This is a genomic window from Psychrobacter sp. 219-2-C (assembly GCF_049560815.1).
Classification (GTDB): Bacteria; Pseudomonadota; Gammaproteobacteria; order Pseudomonadales; family Moraxellaceae; genus Psychrobacter; species Psychrobacter faecalis.
In genome coordinates this window covers 1,151,459-1,170,065 of the sequence record NZ_CP186933.1, presented here as the reverse complement: position 1 = coordinate 1,170,065, position 18,607 = coordinate 1,151,459, and the positions used below count along the sequence as shown (strand labels likewise).

Below are 18,607 nucleotides of genomic sequence, written 5' to 3'. Positions count from 1 at the left end.
AAATACCGCTACAATAGCGGTATTTTTTATGGTAAAAGCAAAAAACTGATATTAGAACACTAAAATTCGCTAGGTAATAATGAGTAGGTTAGCAATATCATTATTATTATCAGTTAAACCACTCAAGCATTTACATCAATGCAGTTATAACCACTTTAGGTAATAAAAATTTAGTTTTTACCACGGTAAGTAATGCGACCTTTTGATAGGTCGTAAGGCGTCATCTCAACCTTAACTTTATCGCCAGTTAAAATGCGAATATAGTGTTTACGCATCTTACCTGAAATGTGCGCAATGATTTCGTGTCCGTTTTCTAGGCGAACTTTAAATAACGTATTTGGAAGGGTGTCGATGACTTCGCCTTCAAATTCAATAATATCGTCTTTTGCCATAATTTTTTATCTATCAATCAATTAAAAATAAGACCATATTATACGCAAGTTAGCGGATTAAAGCAATACAGAACCTGATTTTTACTTGACAGCTTGTAAGTGATATGTATGTCTGTTTGTATTAACGATGCCCGCTTAATATTTAATCAGGCAGGTTAAGCCAAACAGGCGTCAAAGGCGCGTGTGGCAATAACTGTTGAAAGCGTTCAGGATAGTAGGCATTGATAAAATACAGGCCGTCACCAGAAGCGGTCGGCGGAGCAATGCTACGGTCTTTTTTGGCTAAAATATCTAAAAAGGCGGCTGGCGGCAACTCATGTCGGCCGATAGCGTAGAGGGTGCCCATCAGATTGCGCACCATATGATGTAAAAACCCATCCGCTTGAATATCAAAAACGATAAACTGCCCATGTATAAATAGTCTTGCGTGACTGACATGGCGAATAGGCTGATTAGACTGACAAGCGGCCGCACGATAGCTACTAAAATCATGAGTACCTGCGATATCAGCCGCTGCTAATTGCATGGCGGCCAAATCTAGCGGCTCATAAATGTGGGTCACTTGATGATTTAAGATAGCAGGGCGCTGGGCTTGATTGAGGGTGATATAGCGATAACGGCGGGCAATAGCACCAAAGCGCGCATGAAAGTCACCGGGCATCGGTTGTATCCAGCGCAGAGCAATATCATCGGGTAATAAGCTATTGATGCCGCGTAGCCAGTTATGGGTAGGGCGATAAGCATGAGTGACAAAATGCGCAATCATGTTGCTGGCATGGACGCTTGAATCCGTACGCCCCGCTGCCACTACTTCTACTGGCTCATTGGCGACCTTACTGATAGCGGTTTCTAACGCTTCTTGGACGCCAAGTACTTCTCGTTGTCGTTGCCAACCATGATAATTTGTACCTAAAAACTCGATGGCAATGGCTAAGGTATAAGTTGCTTGGTTTTCAGTTGCGGTTTGAGTTTTAATGTTGTCATTTTTGATGTTTTCGATCTCAGGTATTGTCATGTTAAAGCTTATAGAGTGATAAACAGTGAATAGTTATTTAGCGCTTCTTGATAGTAGTACTGGCCTGATTGACATTATTTAACCAACGTTGACGCCGTCTGGCCGGAGTATCATAACGCAGCAATAGCCATAGCAAGCGCGCATAAATTGCGGGAATGGTTAAGCGTCCGCCGGCAATGACATGATAATCGTATTGCCAACTGCCCGCCGCATAAGTGTCACTAACGCCGCCAAACGGGCATTGACTGGCACATATCACCATGTGACCTTTTTCATAAGCCAGTTGCAATATTTCTGCTAAAGCTGGCGAGTAAGGTACATTACCAGAGCCAAAACCTAATAAAATAATGCCACAAGGCGGCTGTGATAATAAGGCGCGTAGCTGATTGTTTAAAACGTCCATATCATTTGGCAAACAATATAAAGCGTGAACGTGTGCTTGCTCCGCCCGAGCTTCGATAGTGCTGACCAGAGCTTGCTGATCATCTAGCCAATGCTGGCGGCGGGTATCTGGTAAGTTTTTGATATAACTATTGGCCGGATATGCCGCTCGTGAGTGACCGGTAAACGCCATAAAATCATGACTATGAATTTTTTGCACGGTTTGCGCAGGCCATGATTCGCCACCAAAGCTAATTCTCACGCCTGACTCACCAGCTGCCGCCAGTTTTAATGCGTCAGTGAGGTTGTCCCAAGCGTCGCTATGGGCGTCAATAGTATAAGCATCTAGTACCTCACTATCGAGTAAGGGGCGCATGCTACCCGTAACGACAACGCAAACATCGCTGCCCGCAAAAGCTTCAGCCAAAAAAGCCCCTAAATAACTCAAGGTATCTGTACCAGTAATTAAGACAAAGCGTTTATGGCCTTGTGCATAAGCCGATAGTAGCAGCCGATAAAAATGAATAAAATCGTTAGGAGTAAGTTGGCTACTGTCTTTAATTAGACCGTTTTCTAGCCAAGATACGGGCGCTAGGTGCGTAGCTGCACTGTGTTCAGCCAATAGTTGTTGCAACGTCGGCAAAAAAACGTCTGCTGATAATGGCGTTAATGGACGTCCATAACTGCCAAAAGTGCCGCCAGCGTAAATGAGTTGAGTAGGTGTGGAGAGTGTTCTTTTCATAGCGGAAGAGGGCATAGTATGGTTACAATCAAGGAGTGGTGGAAAAGGTGATGATACGAGTAATTTAGCACGTTAAATAGTAGAAAAGCTAACTGCAAAAAAAATCAGCAAGTACTCTTACATTAATAGAATACTTGCTGATAGAAGAAAACGCTACTTTTTATGCAGTGCGATCTAGTAGTGCTTGCGCTTGGCTCTGCTGCTCGCTATTACCTTGGTTAATGACCTCAGTCAGTAAACGTTTGGCGCTATCATATTCACCCAATTGTACGTATTGACTGGCTAAGTCTAAGGTGACTTGATTGCTATCTAAGGTTTTAACAAAATCAAAGTCCGCCGCAAAACGTGATGAAAAGTCCTCTGTGGCTTCAACTTCAGTCTCAATAGTAGCGTTATCTAGCATATCAGTGCTATTGACATCACTACTGACATCATAATCGTTTTTAACCTCGACTGGCGTCGTCGTTGTTGGAGCGCTTGCTAAAGAGTCGAAGTCAAAACTATCATCGATCAAAGTATTGTCATCGAATTTGCCAGTAGTTGGCGCGGCACTAGACGCTACTGTTTCGTTGGTTTGATCATCTGCTGCATCCACATCTTCGAAACTAAGCTCATCGATGCTATTGCTTTCCAAAGCACTGTTATTCTCTGATGGGTGGTCTTCAAGAACAAAGTTGTCGAATTCAAAATCATTTAAGCTATCATCAATAACAGCAGAAGTTTCATCTGATAATGATTGTACTTCAACTGGTGTGTCGTTATTATCATCTATACTATCGAGAGATAAAGCAAGATCGTCTTCTAATGAGCTGACGTCTGTCATAGACTCATCATTAAGACTCATATTAGTTTCGCTCGTATCTAGCTCTAAGTCTGCTAAATCTAAGACAAAATCTTCATCATCTAATGTTATTTCATCATCAGCGTTGTTTAAATCATCTTTAGACAAAGACGCATTGGTTTCTGACGCAGTATTATCCTGTTCTGCTAAGTCGAAGTCAAAATCCAGCTCACTATTGCTCTTGTTTTCATTTGTGCCGCTGACCGTCGACATTGATAAGCTTTGCTCATCGGCAATATCTAGATCAATGACAGGTGCGGCACTAGTAGCAGCTGGCTCATCAATATCTTGTTCTAAGTCGTCTAAACTGAGGACGAAATCTTGCTGGCTATCATTGAAATCATTAGAAGTTTCTAACGTGCTATCTGAGCTAGCGGCTAAATCATTTTTATATTCGTTATGAGTGACCGCTTGTTCATTAAGACTAGGATCAATAGTTGGCTCGTTATTCTCAATTTTGTTCGCTGGCAAATCAAAATCGATACTTTCAAAGCCAGTATCTAGATTGTTATCAGCAGGCAAGGCACGTTCAGCCGCTTGGTTTTGTTCTTCCGTCAGCAATGCTTTTAAGTCATCAGCCTGAGCGATGCTTTTGGCATCACCATGCGTTTTAATGGAATCATAGACTTTATTAAAGTTATCAGACTCGTCTATTGTTGCGTATACTGCTAGAAGCTTTAGAGTTAGCTGGCTATCATTTGGTTTTTCAGCGAGACCACGATTGAGAGTTTCAATGGCTTTATCATAGCGCTGTTGCTCCATAAAACGCTGTGCTATCTCAATATGATCAAATCGCTTATCACTATTGACATTAGCTTGAGTATTAGTACCTTTAACGGCAGTATGTTTCGGTAAAGTTGCAGCTTTATCTGCTTTATCTGCTTTATCTGCTTTGATACTTTGCTGTGCTGGTGGTTTTTGCGCTTTGTTTTTGCGCATAACTAATACCGCTATTAGTACAATAAATACCAATCCGGCGATAATATATAGCATGTAGTCCATAGTTACTCCTGCGCTCATGATCACTATTTCAGTATAGTATGTTAATCAGTTAGGCGACTATTGATTGCGTAATTTTTCGAGACGAGCTTGTAGCTCCGCCAGTTTTTGGTTTTGTAATTGCAGTTTTTTAGTATAACTGCCAAGTGTAGCGTTGGTCTTTGATAAACGTTGTGCTTGGTCTGCGGTACTGTGTCTTGATGACTTAAGAATATCTAATACGTCTGTACTAAGGCCATTGCCCGTTGCCATACCTGCCTTAGCCTTAGTGCCATCGGCGCTACCGTCGTGACCAGGAGCGAGCACAGAAAACTGGGCGGTTGGTAGCTTCTGCGTTTTCTTTATAGCGGGCGTCTCATTGCGTTTTGCTGCTTGAGCTTTCTCAGTTTGTGCTTTGGATGCAGCTTTCGAAATAGTATCCTTTTTGATGACAGGCGTATTTGCTTTTCTACTATGCTTTCTTTGTTCGCTGATGGCTGTCTGTATCTTTTTTTGCGACGGCACGACATCGTATTTAGGTAGGCTTAACTGCGCATCGGCCTTGAGCTGATTGGCATTTTTATTAATAAAGGCGTTGGGGTTTTGCGCTTGAATCTCACTCATCACGGTTTGAACGTCAAGATTGTTTTTTTCTGCGATTTGCTGGGCAATAACCCATAAGTTATCGTTGCGTTGTACCGTATAGGTAATCTTGGAGTTATTATCATTATTCGCTGCGGTATTTACTAAGCCTAAAGAGACCGTTTTTATAGAAGGCTCAGTTGTCAGGATATTAGGTTTTGATGCGATTTGGTTTGTGGAAGCATTACTGTAAGAAACGTCCCTAGACGGTGCTTTATTTAAAAGAGCAGTCGTAGTCATTATATTATCAGTATTGTTTTTATCGGTTGCTACATTGCTATAAGGCGTGGCTGTAGTAGGTGCAGTGACCATGACGGCATTATTACTAATATCGTTGTTTTTATTATTCTTAAGCTGTATTTGACGAGTAATTTTTACATTTAGAATATCAAATATTTGCTCATTCATTGGCGCAGTTTTATGGTTGTCTAAAGCACCAGTTGGGTTTGGCGTGGTGTTTGTCTGCATAGCTATATTTTTGTTTGTAAGCGCTTTATTTATATCGGCATGATTATTCAAACGATTGACAGGAGAAGTCGTTGCGTTATTTTGCGTCATCGTTCTGACTGGCGATAAACTGGTTGCTGTAAGCGCCTGACTATTACTAACTTGAGATGCCGAGGCTTGGCTGCTCGGTAGTTGAATGCTAGGGACAGAGGTTTCTATAGCTCTTGGCTTTGAAGCCAGCAATTGAGTGGGTGGAGTCTTAGAGACGGGTAATAATGGAGGCGGATTGCCTTTTCTCACTGTTAATGGTTGCGCGTTAGTAGGAGAAACAGTCGGTAGATTAAGTTTGCTTGCTGCTGTCACACTATTTTTTGAAGGATTGATGGACAAGCTGCCATCGAGCGGCATAAGCAATGTTTTAGGGATAACGCTACGCTGCGCACCATCATTAATGGTTAGCACTATATCGGCAAAAGGTTTAGAGACAGGTTTTGTGGTCGTAATAAAGACCTGCCCACTGGTAGCTGAAGTAGGCTGAAAACGAACCGTCATTGAATCTGTTGGAGTCAAACCCATTTGCTGATAAAGGGTAGGGTCAGCTAAACTCGCGGAGAAATCAGGGGTTTGAATGTCATTAACAACAATACTGGCTGATAAAGGTTCATGCTGAGCTGAGGTAATGACAGTCTTACCCATGGTAGCCGCTTGGGCGTTAGATATAAGGGCGGCATAACTGATTGAATAAAGCAGCGCCATTGATACTGAGCGATGTATCGTAGTCAGGCGATGAGGTAAATGACAAGACATATGCAGCCCTTCAAAAATAAGTATTAACTATGTTGTTATAACAAAATAGCGTTTAGTTTACCAGTTTATTTCGCCGCCGTTATAAACAATATATTTATTGTTTGTTTAGTGTTTGCGCTTACGCTTTTATTTTTTTATCAAGTAACATGGCGTCGCCGTAGCTAAAAAATCGATAGTAGTTATTAATGGCATGTTGGTAAGCTTGTTCAATCGGGGCTTTACCTGCAAATGCAGACACTAACATGAGTAACGTAGACTTTGGCAAATGAAAATTCGTAAGCAGTTTATCTATCACACCAAATCTGAACCCAGGATAAATAAAGATATCAGTATCGCCCGCCCAGCTAGAAAGCGCTTGTCCATTAACCGCTGTTTTTTGATAAGCGGTCTCAAGGACGCGCGTCACTGTCGTGCCTATTGCAATCACCTGTTTGCCATTAGCATGGGTTTGGTTGATGAGGTCGGCAGTAACTTGAGGCAGATGAGCGTATTCGCTATGCATGGTGTGATTGAGTAAGTTGTCGGTTTTGACTGGCGCAAACGTACCAGCCCCTACATGCAAGGTAACAAAAGCAGTATGAATGCCTTTAGCAGCCAGCTTATCTAGGACGAATTTATCAAAATGCAAGCTGGCCGTCGGTGCAGCAACGCTGGCAAGTTTGGCTGGATCATGAAAAACGGTCTGATAACGGGTATTGTCAGTCGCATCGGCGTGGCGCTCAAAGTAGGGCGGAATAGGCAGCTCACCATAACGCTCTAAATCTGGCAAAATCAGCGCTTCAAAAGCTAAGATAAATAAGTTTTCTTGACGACCTATGACCACAGCCTGCATATGACCATCAGCAATCTCTAGCCGTTGCCCAAGCTTAGGTGCTTTACTGGCTTTAACATGACAAAGGGCGATATGCTCTTGGTCAATGCTCTTGCCATCTGTCGTTTCTAGCTGTAAGACTGTGCTATCTAAATCTGAAATGTTAACCAAACGCTCAATCAGCACTTCGATCTTACCGCCCGTGTCTTTTTGCCCGAACAAGCGCGCTTTCATGACTTTGGTGTCGTTAAAGACAATTAAATCGCCCGCATTTAGCAGATCGGGCAGCTCAGAGAATTGTTTGTCTATAATCTGGCTGTCGCTATCTTTCTGCTGATTAGTGGCTAAATATAGTAATTTTGATGCCGAACGCTGCGCTAAAGGATAACGGGCAATTAAGCTGTCCGGCAGTTCATAATCATAATCATCAACACTTAGATATTCTAAAGTTTCAGCATTTTTATCTAGCATCTTATTAGTGTTTTTAACGCTGCTCTTGTCAAGATTTTTGTCAGCAGTATCGGTGCAAGTCGTATCTAAGTTTACAGGTTGAGAATCAGTCATAGTTAGTCTTACAGTAGATGGAGATTTTGCGGTAATTGTAGCAGAAATGCAGATATGAAAGAACGTTTTCCTCAGCTGCTACCGTTCATATTAAAGCTGAAAATAAATTAAATAGCCTAAGCAGTAATTATTAAATACTTAAAATTTATCTTTGCAAGTAAAGTGCCATTATTCAAACAAATCTAACTGTGGCAAAATTTGGGTAGCAGGCATCAATGAAGAAAACGTCACCCCGACAAGCCTGATAGGCAGTAAGCGCGGAATATCTGAAAACAACTTATCAAGCCAGTAATGGGCAGATTCGGCGCTATCAAAAGCGGTAGATAAGGTATGTGAGCGCGTAACCTGAGTAAAGTCAGCGTATTTTATTTTAAGGGTAATGGTATAGGCGATGAGCTGTTTTTTGCGTAACTGATTAAAGGCGTCGGTATTTTGCTCATAGATTTGTCTGCGTAGCTCGTCATCGTGATTCAAATTATCCCTAAAAGTCGTCTCAGAGCCAACCGACTTATGCGTACGCTGCGATTTAACGGGGCGTTCGTCACGGCCATGAGCGATGTCGTGATAAAACTGACCGCGCTTGCCAAATTCATTGACCAATAGTGCCGCGGGCGTGCGTCGTAGATCAGCGCCATTACTGATACCCATCGCATGCAAGCGCCGAGCAGTCGCTTTACCAATACCGTGAAAACGCTCAATGGGCAACGCGCTAATAAAGGCGTCGGCCTCCGCTGGCGTGATAACTGCCGTACCATTAGGTTTGTTAATATCAGAGGCAATCTTGGCGAGCATTTTATTAAACGACACGCCTGCAGAGGCATTAAGCCCCGTCTGCACTAAAATCTGTGCCCGCAGCCAATTTGCCATTAGCGTGGCTGAACCTTGATGTACGCTTAATCCTGTCACATCAAGATAGGCTTCATCTAACGATAATGGCTCAACTTGCGGGGTTAAACTATGCATAATACGGCGAATATCTTGACTGACCGCGCGGTAGACATCAAAACGCGGCTGTACAAATATGACATCTGGGCAACGTTTACGCGCCTCATAACACGACATGGCGGAGCGTACACCAAACTGACGCACCTCATAGCTTGCCGCCGCAACCACGCCGCGACCATTTGGATCCCCACCAACGACTAAGGGCTTGCCGCGTAGTTCAGGAAAGTCGCGTTGTTCCACACTGGCATAAAAAGCATCCATATCGATATGAATAATTTTACGAGGGGTAGGTTGAATAAGAGCGGTCATAACCACTATTTTACCTGATTTTATTATGAGTTTTAGCCTCTATTGCTAATAGAAATTATAAAAGACTGAGCTTAATTTTGGGCTCATTATTTTATCTATCCTTGAATAAGGGGCATCTTGTAAAAAAGTATAAATTTACACCGCCTGTCCTTAAATACCTACCGCCTGTCGGGAATATTGCTTTCTTATGTTACAGTTTTGCTGCTAACGTTTTACACTAGAGTTACTAGTAGAATAATGAGTTGTTAATCAATTTAACGACCTATGGAGTATTATTTTTAATAAAATAGGAAGTTGTTAGAGCTCGCGTCATTCTTATGGATTGAGTAATGCTAAAGCAGGATAGCTAAGGAGCTTGGTATGAATAATGAGCTAAAAGGGAGCGATTTAACCCGCGCGCTACTTAAACGAGGTTATAAGCGCGTATGGTGTGCGGTCGATGATGAAAGTGATGAGCAGGCGATAAAGGATCAATGTGGTAATGATTTTACCGCTTATATCGTGTCATTTAAAAATGGCTGCTTTTATTGTAGTGGCGGCATGTCATGGCTATGTGCGGTACCTATTAAGATAGTGGCGGTCACGCAAAAGGAGATGAATATTTGAGCAGCGAAATAAATAGAGAGTTATCCCTGTTTAATAACCTCTAAATTAAGGGCAGTTCTTTTTTAGAGGTTATTTCTTTAAGGTTAAACGTTTGGTGCATCAGGTTGCTGCATAGGGTCGGCGTCAGCAAAGGCTTTTAGCGTGCGACAATGGGCGTCAATTTGGACAATATTTGGGTAAGGATTTAAGTCCACTTCAAAACGCCGCGCCGAAGAAACTTGCGGGATCAAATAGCAATCTGCAAAGGTCGGGCTGTCACCGTAGCAAAATTTCCCGCGAGTTTTGTCAGCGACCAAGCGTTTTTCTAACGCAGCAAAACCCTCACTTATCCAGCGATTACACCATTTTATGACCTCAGCCTCATCTACCGACAGCTCATTGCGTAGATATTGTAAAACACGGCGGTTATTAAGCGGATGGATATCACAGCCAATCATTGCGCTTAACGCCCGTACTTGCATACGCCCCGCAGCGTCTTTAGGCAATAATGGATTTTCAGGATAAACCTCTTCTAACCACTCTAAAATAGCCGGACTTTGAAATAACAGCAAATCATCGGCTTGTAAAACAGGCACCAACCCTTGAGGATTAAGTGCTAAAAATTCGTTTTTTAATTGTTCATCTTGCGCCAAATTAATCGCAATATAATCATAATCTAAGCCTTTTAAGTTCATCGCGATACGCGTACGGTAAGACGTGCTACTGCGAAAATAGCCATAAAGTGTCATCATTATTTATTCCTTTTATTATGTTGTCTTGTTGGGTATATAAATGGGTATAATTATTGATAAAGTAAATAATTAATTGAGCAAAACATGCCCGTATCTGAAAACCTGCCAGACAATCCTACTACCAATAAAAACCAAGGTGGCGTACAGTCACTTGAGGTTGGATTGTCGGTGTTAGATGTTCTTATCGATCAAAATAAGCCTATGATGTTAAAAGATATCGCTCAAGCTGTACAGATGCATCCAGCAAAGTGTCATCGCTACTTGGTCAGTCTTATTCGTAAAAATTATGCACGTAAGCTCAGTGATGGGCGTTATGGGCTTGGCGCTCGAGGAAATTTGCTTGGGCATGCGGAATTCAATCAACACAACCTATTAGAGCGCCTGACGCATGTGGCAACAGAGATTAAAGACACGATAAACTGTGCGGTTCAAATTGCCAAATGGTTTAGCGAAGGTCCGATTATCATTCAATCGGTTGAGCCAGACAGCCCGATTAGTATCATCACTCGTATTGGCTCGCGTATGCCATTGACGACATCAGCGACAGGGCAGCTGTTTGCCAGTTATCAGCCAGAAACGATTATTAAGCCATTGGTTATCACTGAATGGCAGACAAATGATAAAGACATTATCGCAGAGCGATGGCAGAATTTTAACCAGTTGCGCGCCAACATTCGTACCCAAGGCTATGCTACGGTCACTGGCGATATGTTAATGGGGATTAATGCCATTACCATTCCAGTGCTTGTGCCGCAACTAGAAAGCAATACCTCGACCACTAATCAGCCGCTTAGCAATAATCAGCTAACGGCTAATGACAAACCATCTGCTGAAAGCTTGCCATTAGAATATGCTATTACTATCATTGGTACCACCGAGCAGTTACCAATGAGTGAGCAACATAACGTGGTTGAGCAGATACTAGCCATTGCAAGACGCTATCAAATAGCCTAGTCAAAACTTGCTATTTAACTTAACTACTGAATAAAATAAGTTTTAACTATTGCATAAATTGACGCTGTTACTCACCAACGGGCGCCACTTCTCTTGCTTCAGCGAGTTCTTCTGCATGTAAAAACTGCGTATGAACGGGCGCACGTTTGGTGCGCGACCATTCATCTAGCATCTCGTGTTTCATCTCTTCTGTAATCATCGAGACTTTTTCTTCTGAGGTACTATCATCGTAGGTAAGTTCCATACGATGGCCATTAGGATCAAAGAAATAGATAGAATGAAAAATACCGTGATTGGTCACGCCAACCACGTCGATGCCATTTTCTTCTAAATGCTTTTTTGCCGCCATTAAGGCATCCCGGTCTTTTACCTTCATGGCTAAGTGTTGCACCCAGTTTGGTGTATTGGGGTCAAAGCCCATTTCAGGCTGATTGGGTACTTCAAAAAACGCCAAGACATTGCCATTACCGGCATCTAAAAATACATGCATATAAGGGTCAAAGGCTTTGGTCGAGGGGACATGGTCCTCAGCGAATGCTAAGATAAAATCCATATTGAGATATTTTTTATACCATTCAACGGTTTCTTTAGCATCCTTGCAGCGATAGGCCACGTGATGGATTTTTTCAATTTTAAAACTCATATCAAACTCCTTTTGATAAAGCGTCCAACTTAATTGGCTGCCAGCACTTCGCTAAACTAAGTGGTGATAATTGTCTAACAGCCTAAGTAATTTTTTTACGCTTGTCTGATTTGTAATTACTTTATGAAATAAAATTATTTGTCAAAATCAAAGCTAAGCGCAGGCAGTACTTTACCGCGTACTTCACCAAAGCCAACACGAATGCCGTCTTTTTCGCTATAACCTTTCATAATCACAGTATCGCCATCTTCAATAAAGCTGCGCGTCTCGCCGCCTTTTAAAGTGACCGGTTTGGTGGCATTCCAAGCAATCTCTAGCATTGAACCATAAGAGTCTGGCGTCGGTCCCGAAATCGTCCCTGAGCCCATCATGTCGCCGATTTCTACTTTACAACCAGTGATGGTGTGGTGGGTGAGCTGCTGCGCCATTGACCAATACATATATTTAAAGTTGGTTTCACAAACAACGGTTGCTTCATCGCTATTCTCAGGCAACAGCTCGACTGATAAATTGATATCAAAGCTATTGTTACTGTCTTTTTCATTGAGATAAGCCAGTGGTTTTGGTTCTTGCGTTGGGCATGCAGTCTTAAAAGGTGCTAACGCATCCATGGTCACAATCCAAGGAGATACCTCAGAGGCAAAGGTCTTGGCATTAAAGGGGCCTAAAGGTACGTATTCCCATTTTTGAATGTCGCGAGCTGACCAATCGTTGAGTAGCACCATGCCAAAAATGTGATCATTAGCCTCATCTACCGCAATCGGTTGGCCGATGTTATTACCTTTACCAACGACAAAGGCGGTTTCAAGCTCAAAATCTAGACGCTTACAAGGCGAGAAAATAGGACGTTCATCAGCATTGGGCTTTAGCTGACCTGATGGGCGTATCACATCGGTGCCACTAACGATGACGGTACTGGCGCGGCCGTTGTAACCGACTGGCATTTCAGTCCAGTTAGCTAGTAGAGCGTTTTTTGGGTCACGGAACATGGTACCGACATTGGTGGCGTGCTCTTTAGATGAGTAAAAATCGGTAAAACCTGGTACGTGAACAGGCAGATGCATGGTGACGTCTGCTTGCTTAAACAGCGCTTTTGCCTGCAAGTCTTTGTTGTCGCGCAGTGTGTCAATATCAGCAGACAATAAGGTTTGAATGGTGCTGCGCGCCTTGGTCCAATTATCGCGACCAGAATCAATAAAGGCGTTTAGGGTTGGCTGATCAAAATAGGGGCCGCCAGTCAAACTTAATAATCCTTCTGCTTCGAGTACCGACAAGTCTAAAACGTGCTCGCCAATAGCAACACCTGCGCGACGATTGTTATTACCAGTAACGTCTTTAGCATCACTAAAAATACCATAAGGCAGGTTATGAATAGAGAAGTCAGAATCGGCGGCAATATCGATAAATGAGGTGAGGTTTTTGTCAATCGTTGACATGAGGTGCTCCTTGCTAAAGCGTGTATTGAATTACGTTATAATTAACTACTTACGTATAATGTAATTTATAGCCAAATAGATTGCAAGGTTTTTTGTGCAGTGTTTTTTATACATTTTTTTAGAAAGTGGCAGACATAAAAAAAGGCTGAGTCATGACTCAACCTTTTTAATCACATAGTTTTTTTAAAATTACGCTAGAGAGTTAGTCTTTTAAAACATCAACCATGGCATTGGCAACATAATCGATATTGCTGCTGTTTAAGCCCGCCACACACATACGTGAGTTTGAAACCATGTAGATACCATATTTGCTTTGGAGTTTTTCAACTTGTTCAGGCGTCAGACCGGTAAAGCTAAACATACCGTTTTGCTCAGTTAAGTAATCGAAGTCACGGCCAGGAACTTTTTCTTCCAATACTGATTTGAGTTTTAAGCGCATGGCTTTGATACGGTCACGCATGGCATAAACTTCGCCAACCCATTGCTCATGTAGGGCTTCGTCGTTCATGACGATATCGACCACGCGGCCGCCATGTGATGGCGGGCTTGAGTAGATGCGACGCACGGTTGCATTTAGCTGACCAAAGACGCGCTCCGCTTCGTCAGTGCTTGGGCATACGACCGATAGACCGCCGACACGCTCACCGTATAGCGATAAGTTTTTAGAGAATGAGTTACTGACAAATACGGGTAGACCCATCTCGACTGCTTTACGAATCGCGTAAGCGTCGCTGTCCATGTCTTTACCAAAGCCTTGGTAGGCGATGTCCATAAATGGAATCAATTCACGCTCTTTAATAACAGTTAGCGCGGTATCCCACTGTTCACGAGTCAAATCCATACCGGTTGGGTTATGGCAGCAAGGGTGCAGCAAGACAACATCGTTTTTATTCAAAGTCTCAAAAAATGCAATCATTTCATCAAACTTAACACTGCTGGTTGCTTTGTCGTAGTACGGATATTTACCGACCTCGACGTCAGAGCCTTCAAAGATAGCAATGTGATTGCCCCACGTTGGGTCGCTGACGTAGCATTTGGATTGTGGGAACCATTCATGGATAAACTCTGCGCCGACTTTTAATGCGCCAGAACCACCGATAGTGGCGATGGTTGCTACCAAACCGTCTTGTAAGATTTGCGCGTCTTTACCAAATAGCAATTCCTGACAACCTTTACGGTGGCCGGGTAAGCCTGCCATTGGCAAGTACGGACGAGGAGAGATAGGGTCAGCAATGCGCTGCTCCGCTGTTTTGACACATTCAAGGACAGGCAATTTGCCATCCTCATCATAATAAACCCCAACGCCCAAATTGACTTTATCTGGATTGGTGTCAGCGGCAAATTTGTCCATCAATCCTAAAATCGGGTCACCGGCATAATAATCGATACGTTCAAACATTTTATTTCCTTACAAGGGAGATGAGTTAAGGCGTTAAAAAGCATAAACCAGTTTGGCGATTAACTCAACGTTAGATTCAGCGATACTGATTAATTAACGCATTTTTTTGTTTATTAGCAAGTTTTTGGACAGATTTTAGCCTTTGCTAAATTGAAGTAATAAGTTCTTTGATTGCCCTTAAACACGCTGCAAATCGTCAAAGTGGCTGGCAAAGTAAGTTTGCAAAAATTGCTTAAAAGCAATACTGGCGGGTGATAAAGCGCGTGACGAGCGTTGATAAATAAAGAATCGGCGCATTTTAACCGGCTGTGCCAACGGACGCATTTGCAAACCATTGGCGCTTACCCAATCTATCACCTCTGGCATATAAGGCAAGCACAAGGTAATGCCAAAACCTTGGCGGGTCATCTCAAGGGCGGTCGACATAAAGTTGACTTTATAGCGCGCCTGCTGAATATGGCTGGCGATTTCCTCATTAAGCTCAGCGGTGACTTGCTCGATAAATGGCCCTTGCAAGGTAATAAGCGGCGTGTCTACTAAATCCTGCCAAATGACTTCTGATTTTTGCGCCAGCGCATGGTTATCTGGCATCACCACACAAAACGGCAGCTGATATAACAAATCGGCGCTGATGTCATCGTCAGGCTCCGTAAAGCCACGCTCAGTACCGACGCCCAAATCTACCTCGATGTTTTGAATATGTTCTAAGACATTTTCTGCTGAGCAATCAAGTAAAGACACGCTGATATCTGGATATGCTTTAGCAAATTGAGCAATAACGGCTGGCATGGAGGAGGCAGCGAATTGCGACACCGCAAGTCTGACTTGACCTTGCGCCAAACTTGTCAAGCTACTGGCTTCATTTTCAAATAGCTGCATCTCATTTAAAATACGCCGCGCTTGCGGCAATAAATGATGCCCGACGACGGATAACGACAGCTGGCGCGTGGTGCGGTCAAATAGCACGATACCGAGGCTGGACTCCAATTCTTTAATCAAACCACTGACGGCAGATTGGGTCAAATGCATCTGCTCGCTGGCACGGGTAAAACTGCCATTGTCAGCCACACTGATAAAAGCGCTCAATTGGCGAATACTGATATTCATAAGCAAACCTGATAAATAAATCAAAAAAAACGATTAGTCTTATAAATCAAGCTAATCTAATATAAATCACTCGTCAATAGGAATGTTTGATGAAACTTATTTTTTGCTAATTTTTAGTGATGTATACCACCAATTGAAATTAAGGATGATGACAATGTCAGAGTTAAAGGCAGATTTATTTGATAACCCAATGGGCTTGCAAGGATTTGATTTCGTTGAGTTTGTCTCACCCGAGCCTGAGCTTGTCGAAACGCTATTTCGCAACCTTGGCTTTACTCATATTGCCAATCACCGCTCAAAAGATGTCGCCTTGTTTCGCCAAGGAGATATCAACCTTATTTTAAACCGTGAGCCAAAAAGCCATGGCAGCTATTTCTTAGGTGAGCATGGCGCCGGCGCTTGTAGCATGGGCTTTCGGGTAAAAAATGCGCAGCAAGCGTATGAGCTAGCTATCGAGAATGGCGCTGAGCCAGTAGAGGTGCCAACAGGGGTGATGGAGCTGCGCTTGCCAGCGATTAAAGGTATCGGCGGCTCGCTTATTTATCTCATTGACCGCTTTGGCGATGGCAACTCTATTTATGATATCGATTTTGAATACCTACCGGGCGTTGACAAGCATCCAAAAGGCTTTGGCTTCAAGGTTATCGATCATCTGACGCACAATGTCTACCGTGGTCGCATGGCATATTGGGCCGACTTCTACGAGCGTATCTTTAACTTCCGCGAAATCCGTTATTTTGATATCACCGGTGAGTATACGGGTCTGACCAGTAAAGCGATGACCGCGCCTGACGGCAAAATTCGTATTCCATTAAACGAAGAATCAAAGCAGGGCGGTGGGCAAATTGAAGAGTACTTGATGCAATTTAATGGCGAAGGTATTCAGCATATCGCGCTATTGAGTGATGATTTGTTGTCTAGCATCGACAAATTAAGAGACATGGGTATCCCGCTGATGACAGCGCCAAATGATACCTATTACCAAATGCTGGATGAGCGCTTACCAAACCACGGCGAGAATGTCGCTGAACTACAAATGCGCGGCATCTTGTTAGACGGTACCACAGAAGGCGGTACGCCACGCTTATTGCTACAGATTTTCTCTGAAACCATCCTTGGTAGCCCCGTATTCTTCGAATTTATCCAGCGTAAAGGCGATTATGAAGAAGGCTTTGGTGAAGGTAACTTTAAAGCCTTGTTTGAATCCATCGAGCGTGACCAAGTCCGACGCGGCGCGATTGGTCAGCCAGAAACTGAAACGCCATAGTTTTAGCTTAATCGTTTATAAGTATAATAAATGGGCAGGGCAAAAGGAATTTGTCTTGTCCTTAATCAGCAAAGTACTGCTTGCGATGGTAAATCAAAAATACCTGAGAATTACTGACGACAAGCGACTGTACTAACGCTAATAAAAGGAACACAGGCATGGAACGCCTACAAGCTAACAATACTATTCAAAAATCCCACAGTGCCAAGAGTGTGTCTTCAAATGCTCTCGGCGCTGATGATGCTAGCCATAGCGATTCAACCGCTGAGAAGCAACCTTACCTCTCGCATCAGCCAGACAGTCAGGGTCATATTCACTATAGTGACGATGAAAATGCCATGTGGCAGGCGCTGCTTACACGTCAAGCCAAGCAAATACCCAATCGAGCTTGCTCGGCCTATATAGAAGGCTTAGAAAAGCTAAATCTGCCATCGATGCATATCCCGCAACTCCACGATATCGACGAAATATTGCAAGCCACCACCGGCTGGCAAACTGCTGCCGTTCCTGCGCTTATCAGCTTTGGTAAGTTTTTTAAACTTTTAGCAAATAAACGCTTTCCGGTAGCGACCTTTATCCGCCGCTTTGAAGACATGGACTATATCGAAGAGCCAGATATCTTTCATGAAATCGTTGGCCATTGTCCGCTGCTGACCCATCCTGCGTTTGCCGCTTTTAATGAGACCTATGGCAAACTGGGTCTTGATGCCAGTAAAGAAGAAAGGTGGTTTTTGGCACGGCTTTATTGGTTTACCATCGAGTTTGGCTTGGTAGGTAGTCACCCTGACAATCGCCGTATCTATGGCGGCGGTATCTTAAGCTCCCCTTCTGAAACGATTTATGCGCTTAATGGTAGCGATACATTGCAACAATCCAACCATCACCATCAGCAGCAACCTCAAAATCAGCCAGAACACCGCGCATTTGATTTGCTTGATGTTCTGCGTACACCTTATCGCATTGACCATATTCAGCCGATTTATTATGTCATTGATGATTTAGATGCGCTGTTCGATATCGTCGATAGCGACATCATGGGCAAGGTCAAACAAGCAATGGCACTTGGCTTGTTTGAACCAACTTATGCACCAAAAAACTCTTAATACATTAAAAAATTTAGCATCGTTAAAATAACGATGGGTAAAAGTGCTGCTGTAAAAACAGTATTAACACGGACGTAACTGTATTAAACCTAACGGTATTAAAAAAATAATAGTTAACTTAAAAGGATATTATCATGACGACATTATCACAAGCCAGCTGTGAAGCCTGCCGTATCGGTGCTCCAACCGTCGACGACACAGAAGCACGCGAGCTATTACAACAAATTCCTGACTGGTCGCTCATCGATGTCGACGGCATTAAGCAATTACAGCGTCAGTATAAATTCAAAAATTTTGTCACAGCGATGGCATTTGCCAATGAGCTTGCCGACATTGCGGAAGCAGAAGGGCATCATCCAGGTATTTTGGTAGAGTGGGGCAAGGTCACCGTCACTTGGTGGTCACATAGCATTAAAGGTCTGCATCACAATGATTTTATCATGGCAGCCAAGACCGATAGCCTACTGGGTAAGTCATGAGACTGGCA

The 18,607-nt window shown here is 43.1% G+C and carries 17 protein-coding genes; 5 read left to right on the top strand and 12 right to left on the bottom strand.

All coding sequences use genetic code 11. The features are described 5' to 3' along the window. Positions 1–170: 170 nt before the first annotated feature. From infA to dinB, 7 genes are all read right to left on the bottom strand, one after another. Positions 171–392, bottom strand: a complete 222-nt coding sequence (gene infA, locus ACPEGP_RS04670) for a translation initiation factor IF-1 (RefSeq protein ID WP_021814850.1) — start codon at positions 390–392, stop codon at positions 171–173. Positions 393–534: 142 nt separating this feature from the next. Further along, on the bottom strand, positions 535–1,407 hold the full coding sequence (truA, locus tag ACPEGP_RS04665) for a tRNA pseudouridine(38-40) synthase TruA (protein WP_423814089.1): 873 nt from the start codon (positions 1,405–1,407) through the stop codon (positions 535–537). 37 nt (positions 1,408–1,444) lie between these two features. After that, the gene (locus ACPEGP_RS04660; RefSeq protein WP_423814087.1) at positions 1,445–2,530 is read right to left on the bottom strand and encodes an asparaginase; all 1,086 of its coding nucleotides are present in this window, start codon (positions 2,528–2,530) and stop codon (positions 1,445–1,447) included. Positions 2,531–2,690: 160 nt separating this feature from the next. Then, positions 2,691–4,373, bottom strand: coding sequence for a FimV/HubP family polar landmark protein (locus ACPEGP_RS04655; RefSeq protein WP_423814086.1), 1,683 nt, complete (start codon positions 4,371–4,373; stop codon positions 2,691–2,693). A gap of 57 nt (positions 4,374–4,430) precedes the next feature. Further along, a complete protein-coding gene (locus ACPEGP_RS04650) occupies positions 4,431–6,245 on the bottom strand; it encodes a type IV pilus assembly protein FimV (RefSeq protein WP_423814085.1) in 1,815 nt (604 codons plus the stop codon). A 118-nt stretch (positions 6,246–6,363) separates the two neighbouring features. Then, a complete protein-coding gene (gene queA, locus ACPEGP_RS04645; protein ID WP_201591463.1) occupies positions 6,364–7,620 on the bottom strand; it encodes a tRNA preQ1(34) S-adenosylmethionine ribosyltransferase-isomerase QueA in 1,257 nt (418 codons plus the stop codon). A gap of 168 nt (positions 7,621–7,788) precedes the next feature. Further along, the gene (dinB, locus tag ACPEGP_RS04640) at positions 7,789–8,874 is read right to left on the bottom strand and encodes a DNA polymerase IV (protein ID WP_201591461.1); all 1,086 of its coding nucleotides are present in this window, start codon (positions 8,872–8,874) and stop codon (positions 7,789–7,791) included. A 360-nt stretch (positions 8,875–9,234) separates the two neighbouring features. On the opposite strand from dinB, the gene ACPEGP_RS04635 reads away from it, so the two are divergent. Beyond that, entirely contained in the window at positions 9,235–9,480 is a 246-nt protein-coding gene (locus ACPEGP_RS04635) for a hypothetical protein (RefSeq protein ID WP_423814084.1), read from the top strand. Between the two features lie 83 nt (positions 9,481–9,563). Here ACPEGP_RS04635 and maiA read toward each other — a convergent pair whose 3' ends face one another. After that, positions 9,564–10,211 carry a maleylacetoacetate isomerase gene (maiA, locus tag ACPEGP_RS04630; protein WP_423814083.1) on the bottom strand — a complete coding sequence of 216 codons (648 nt, stop codon included), beginning with the start codon at positions 10,209–10,211 and terminating at the stop codon, positions 9,564–9,566. An 84-nt stretch (positions 10,212–10,295) separates the two neighbouring features. Between maiA and ACPEGP_RS04625 the strand changes: the two genes are divergently transcribed. Beyond that, on the top strand, positions 10,296–11,165 hold the full coding sequence (locus ACPEGP_RS04625; RefSeq protein ID WP_423814082.1) for an IclR family transcriptional regulator: 870 nt from the start codon (positions 10,296–10,298) through the stop codon (positions 11,163–11,165). Between the two features lie 67 nt (positions 11,166–11,232). Here the strand turns inward: ACPEGP_RS04625 and ACPEGP_RS04620 are convergent, their stop codons facing one another. The 4 genes from ACPEGP_RS04620 to ACPEGP_RS04605 form a co-directional block, all read right to left on the bottom strand. Then, positions 11,233–11,808, bottom strand: coding sequence for a VOC family protein (locus ACPEGP_RS04620; RefSeq protein ID WP_068405592.1), 576 nt, complete (start codon positions 11,806–11,808; stop codon positions 11,233–11,235). A 134-nt stretch (positions 11,809–11,942) separates the two neighbouring features. Then, complete coding sequence (fahA, locus tag ACPEGP_RS04615) at positions 11,943–13,244, bottom strand: fumarylacetoacetase (protein ID WP_423814081.1); 1,302 nt, start codon at positions 13,242–13,244, stop codon at positions 11,943–11,945. 202 nt (positions 13,245–13,446) lie between these two features. Beyond that, positions 13,447–14,643, bottom strand: coding sequence for an aromatic amino acid transaminase (locus ACPEGP_RS04610; protein ID WP_423814080.1), 1,197 nt, complete (start codon positions 14,641–14,643; stop codon positions 13,447–13,449). Between the two features lie 177 nt (positions 14,644–14,820). Continuing rightward, the gene (locus ACPEGP_RS04605) at positions 14,821–15,750 is read right to left on the bottom strand and encodes a LysR substrate-binding domain-containing protein (RefSeq protein WP_423814079.1); all 930 of its coding nucleotides are present in this window, start codon (positions 15,748–15,750) and stop codon (positions 14,821–14,823) included. A 154-nt stretch (positions 15,751–15,904) separates the two neighbouring features. On the opposite strand from ACPEGP_RS04605, the gene hppD reads away from it, so the two are divergent. The 3 genes from hppD to ACPEGP_RS04590 all read left to right on the top strand — a co-directional run bounded on the left by hppD (position 15,905) and on the right by ACPEGP_RS04590 (position 18,599). Next, complete coding sequence (gene hppD, locus ACPEGP_RS04600) at positions 15,905–17,017, top strand: 4-hydroxyphenylpyruvate dioxygenase (RefSeq protein ID WP_200663520.1); 1,113 nt, start codon at positions 15,905–15,907, stop codon at positions 17,015–17,017. 158 nt (positions 17,018–17,175) lie between these two features. Continuing rightward, positions 17,176–18,120, top strand: a complete 945-nt coding sequence (phhA, locus tag ACPEGP_RS04595) for a phenylalanine 4-monooxygenase (protein ID WP_423814078.1) — start codon at positions 17,176–17,178, stop codon at positions 18,118–18,120. 134 nt (positions 18,121–18,254) lie between these two features. After that, entirely contained in the window at positions 18,255–18,599 is a 345-nt protein-coding gene (locus tag ACPEGP_RS04590) for a 4a-hydroxytetrahydrobiopterin dehydratase (protein WP_423814077.1), read from the top strand. Positions 18,600–18,607: the final 8 nt, after the last annotated feature.